This window comes from Vicinamibacteria bacterium, assembly GCA_035620555.1.
Lineage (GTDB): Bacteria > Acidobacteriota > Vicinamibacteria > Marinacidobacterales > SMYC01 > DASPGQ01.
Window position 1 is genome coordinate 1 of record DASPGQ010000074.1, and the last position, 4,683, is coordinate 4,683.

General features: G+C 64.2%; 4 protein-coding genes. 1 reads left to right on the plus strand and 3 read right to left on the minus strand.

From position 1 onward, the window contains the following. Positions 1-1,022: hypothetical protein (locus VEK15_02785; GenBank protein ID HXV59594.1), on the minus strand; the 1,022-nt coding region annotated here is incomplete at its 3' end. A gap of 30 nt (positions 1,023-1,052) precedes the next feature. Here VEK15_02785 and VEK15_02790 point away from each other — a divergent pair. Then, a complete protein-coding gene (locus tag VEK15_02790; protein ID HXV59595.1) occupies positions 1,053-3,314 on the plus strand; it encodes a hypothetical protein in 2,262 nt (753 codons plus the stop codon). A gap of 1 nt (position 3,315) precedes the next feature. Here the strand turns inward: VEK15_02790 and VEK15_02795 are convergent, their stop codons facing one another. Both VEK15_02795 and VEK15_02800 read right to left on the minus strand, forming a co-directional pair. Next, positions 3,316-4,473, minus strand: a complete 1,158-nt coding sequence (locus VEK15_02795) for a FecR family protein (GenBank protein HXV59596.1) — start codon at positions 4,471-4,473, stop codon at positions 3,316-3,318. Continuing rightward, positions 4,470-4,683: ATP-binding protein (locus VEK15_02800; GenBank protein HXV59597.1), on the minus strand; the 214-nt coding region annotated here is incomplete at its 5' end. The genes VEK15_02795 and VEK15_02800, both read right to left, overlap by 4 nt.

Below are 4,683 nucleotides of genomic sequence, written 5' to 3' on the forward strand. Positions count from 1 at the left end.
AGCCCGAGGTCGGGACCCAAGGACAGCGCAATCCCGCTGAGCCCGACGAGAGACCACAACAGGACGTCGTGTCTCGATTCCCTCTTGCGGACCGCTCTCCACAAGGCCAGAGCGGCGAGCCCGCTCGCGGCAAAGCCGGGGAAGAACGGCTCCTCTTCATCGGGAAGAACGTGGTGGAGACGGGCGACGCTGGTGACATATGCCGTGGGCGTCGCTGAGTTCACCGAGGCGGCGCTCAACACGCGGCGATATCCCGCATCCATCTTGGACGCGTAGGGCAGGACCAGAGGAAGCGATAGCAACGTCGCCGCGAACGCCGCGGCGACGAACCCGGCGAGAGTCCGAACGCGCCGTTCGGGTTCAATCCCGCCGAGATCGATCAGGACGAACAAGGGAAGCGCTGTCGCCAGGAACAGCGCAAAATAGCCGGAGCAACCGAAGCTCCCGGCGATGGAAAGGGCCAGGCCGAGCAAGGGTCGCGCGCCCGGAGCGTCCCTCATGCGTCTCGCGAAGTAGAACGCCACCGGAAGGGGAAAGGCGAGCTGGAGCTGGAGATGGGGAATATGAACCCAGTGGAACGGCGCGAAAGCAAAGAGCAGCCCGGTGAGCGCGCCGCCGTATCGCGAGCGAGAGAACAGACAGCCTAGAGCAAAACCCGAGATCCCGTTGGCGACGAGCGCCATCAAAAGGGCCGCGTTCAAGAGCAGGACAGGGTTGTCGGTGAAGAGACGAAAGGGCAGCACGAGGAGCGCGGCGGCAAGGAGGTTCTCCGAATAGGCGAGCGTGTTGCGCTCGGGGAAGAAGATGTTCGCGTCAAAGATGGCCGGATTGCCGTTCAGAATCGCATGGAGATCCCAGGACAAGATCCAGGCGGAGAGCAGGGCGTCGGGGCTGTCGAAACGGTTCGCTTGGTGCGGTGCGATGACGAGCGGATAGGTGTAGATGAGCGAAAGTGCGAAAGAGGCCAGCCCCGACGTGGCGAGCGCTCGGCGGGTCAGAAGACGCGAGAGTTCCCGGGGCATAGGGGCCTATACTCATGGTATTCGAGCGTGTTGTCGACTCACCTTTCGGCGCTAGCCGCGATCGTTGCGGCACATTTTCTCCCCGGCCTCCTGCTCGTCAAGCTTCTCGACCTCGGCCGGGACCTCGAGGAGCGCTGGGTGCTGGCCCTCGTCCTCGGGGGGCCGCTCGCATCGCTCTATTACTTCTCGTACCTCGTCTCCGGCTCTCCTCTCGTTTACTTCGGCATGGTCACGATGACCGGCATCGGAGCGATGGTCGTGCCGTGGCGGACTCGCGCGCCCCTCGGCGTGCCCCTGAGCGCCCGCCTCATTCTGGGCTCGATTCTCTCGGGGATTCTGGTTGCGTACTACGCCACGACGGGGAGTCTGTACCGGGTCGGCGCGGAAGGGGCGTTCCTCATGGATCGCGCCCTGCAGCGGGACGTGCTCTATCACGTCGCGGTCGTCCGGACCTTGACGACTTCCTACCCCCCGGAGCTTCTCTCGGCCGGGGGCCAGCCGATTGGCTATCACGTTGGCTACCACCTGCAAGTCGCCGCCTGGGCTCGCTTCTTCGGGGTCGATCCGTTCGATGGTCTCATCCGTCTCGGCCCCGGCTTGTACATCGGGCTCCTGCTGGCCAGCGCCTATCTTCTCGCGAGGCGATTCACGGAAAGCGAAAGGGCACATCTCTTGTCCGTCGTGCTGGTCTTGTGCTCCGGGTGGGGTTTTCTCGCGTTCTCCTCGGTCGACTTCTGGAGTCTCGCGTTCATGGACGTCACCCTCGTGTCGGTTTTCCTCACGAACCCGCTGCTTCCGGCTTTGCCCCTTTTGTTCGCCGGATTGGCGCTCCTGGGAGACTACCTGGAGGGTGGAGGGAGGGGTCTTCTCGTGGCCGGCGGCTTTTCTCTCTCCTCGCTCCTCACCGTCAAGCTGTTTCTCGGGGCGCAGGCGATCGCTTCCTTGGGACTTGCGGCACTTCTCGGCTGGGGAGGCCGGCGGATGCGGACGGCATTCGCCGTGGCCTGCACGTTCGCTGTGGCGCCGTCGGTGCATACGCTGCTGGCGGCACGAGGCTCGAACACGAGTGTGACGCTCCGGCCCCTCGAGATCGTACGCTATTCGATGGAGAAGATCGGCTTCGAGCTCCCGATCCCCTCGCTCGTGGCCGTGGGTCGCTTCGAGGCCGTGGAGAGCTTTTCGGCAGTCGCGATGGCGCTCGCAATCTGGCTCGTCGGCTTTCTGGGGTTGAGGCTCTTCGGGCTCCGCGAATGGGCGGGTGATCTGTGGCAGGGGAAGCCCCTGCGCCGCACGATCGCCTGGTTCGCCCTGATGGGTTTTTCTCTCGTTCTTCTGTTTCGAATCGCGCCCGCCGAGGCCGAGGGATTATCTCGTCTGGAAGCTCAGAACGACGTCGTCTGGTTCGGCTCTCAGGCGGGGATCGTGCTGTGGTTCTGGACCGCTTCGTTTCTTGCCCGAAGGAGCCTCGCGGTCGTGGTGGCGAGCGTTGGCCTCCTGGCGCTTCCCGCCACGGTCCAGCACTTCGCGCATGCCGCGACTCTCTCGCCCGACCTCATCGGGGCCAGCCGGCTGGAGGCCGCCGAGCGGGCGGCGGACCTGTCGACGAGAGAATCGGTCTGGCTCGCGCCCGCCGACCGGTCTGTGCCGTCCATGCTCCCCTATTTCGCCGGCCGTCGCGTGGTGTACGACCCCTACGTGGGCTATGACTACATGTTCGTGGGTCGCGACGACCTAGACTACCGACGTCACGCGGTGGCCCAGTTCTTTCATGGCTCCGATTTCGGTTATCGAGCCTGGTTTCTTGCGCATTTTGGAGTCGATTTCATCTGGCAGGAGCCACTGGGCGAGACTTGGCCCTGGAGCGAGACGCTCTACGAGAACGATGACGTACGGCTGATGCGGATCCGACGGGAGCTCCTTCGAAGCGCTATTTCGGACCCCATCGTCACCCCGACCGAAATCTACATGGGGGGGAGGGGAGCTCCCTATCTCGGTCGCGGCTTCGCCCGTTCGCGCGATCCTCGCGTGCGAATGCTCTCTCCGGGAACGGCAAGGCTCTACCTGCCCCGTGAACGCGGTGAGACCCTCCGAATGACGTTCCGGCTGTCGGTTCCCCATGCAACGGGCGTGATGGTCACAGACAGCACTGCGGTCGAGGTGAGCGAGAGCCTTTCCCGGCTCGAGATCGCTCTACCGGCCGCCGCTTTTCGGGGGCTTCACGAGATCGTGCTCGAGTGGCGTGGTCGGGGCGCGCTCCCGATCGAGGCGATCGTCCTTCACTCGGGAAGCTAGCTCAGGGGAGTTTGGGTGGATAAATGAATTCGCTCGTCGAGGACCAGGCGCTCTCGTAGCCCTTGTCGTCGACAGCCGAGACGCGCCAGAAGAAGGTGCCGGGCTCGAGCTCAGCCGAAAACACGCTCGCAAGCGGAGTGGACGAGCCCTCGACCCAAATCTCGTCGACGAGGTTTTTGAACTCGGCGTCGGTCGAGACTTCCAGGTGGTAGAGCACCGCGCGGCCGATCGAAGTCCAGACGAAGTCGTGGGACGAGAGGTCGTTCGTCAAGACCTGCCGGTTCGTGGGCGAGGACAGCTTGACCGGCGGAGGGGGAAGGCCATGTGGCTGCCAGGGTACCCTGCCTTCCGCGGTGACCAGAGCACCGAAATTGCTTTCTACCGAAACCTGCCGGTTCTCGTCGCCGAAATCGACACGACCTTCGAAAACCTCGAGACGCGTGGCGCCCTCGCGCTCCACCTTGACGCGGCACTCGGTACCGTGGATGTAGGATGTCGCCACCGGCGTCGAGATCACGAACCGACTCTCGGGGGTGACGAGCGTCTCCACCCGTGAGAACAGGGAGCCCTGCTCGAGCCGGAGCTCCGTCTTTCGGATCACGCCGCCCGCGGTCGCGAGACGTCCGTTCGTCTCGAGGATGATCGTCGTGTTGGGTCTCAAGGCGATGAGGGTGCCGTCGTCCTGTCGGAGCTCGGCCGAGCTCTTGGCTCGGGTGCGAACCCAGTCCCCTTGCTGTACGAGCATGTCGGGAACGGCGGGCACCCACTCCCAATCGAAGCTCCGCGCGATCTCCACGTTGCCGGTGAACGAGCTGATCTTGGTGGGGATCTGTTCCGACTTGAGCATGCGCCCCGGTATCATCACCCGAACACCCTCTCGAAGAAGGTTGTGCTCGGTGACCTCTCGCCAGAACTCCGCGCCATCGAGATACTTGTGATAGAAGTCGAGCGGAGTGTCCTTGTCGGTCACGACGACGATATAGTCGTCGTCGTCCGTCGCCGGACGGGTCCCGAGGGCGCGCTCATCGGACGAGGCGGGTCTCTTGTCGTTCTGCTCCGCGCTCCACCCGTCCGCGGAAAGGCTCACGCAGATGCCCCAGGCGCACATCCACGCCAGACGCGTCGGCCGCGCGCGTGTGCTCCTGCTCGACGGGCTCAATGGGACACCTGCGCCTTCGAAGCCGTATCGAGAACGTCCCGGCCAAACCCCGCCGAGCTCCCTCCGGGGAACGGTCGAATGGTTTCGGTCGCGATGGGCACGGTGAAAGTAAAGGTGGAGCCTCTGCCGTGCTCACTGTCGACTCGTATGGTGCCACCGTGCACCTGGATGATCCGCTCGACGAAAGACAGGCCCAGACCCGTGCCGATG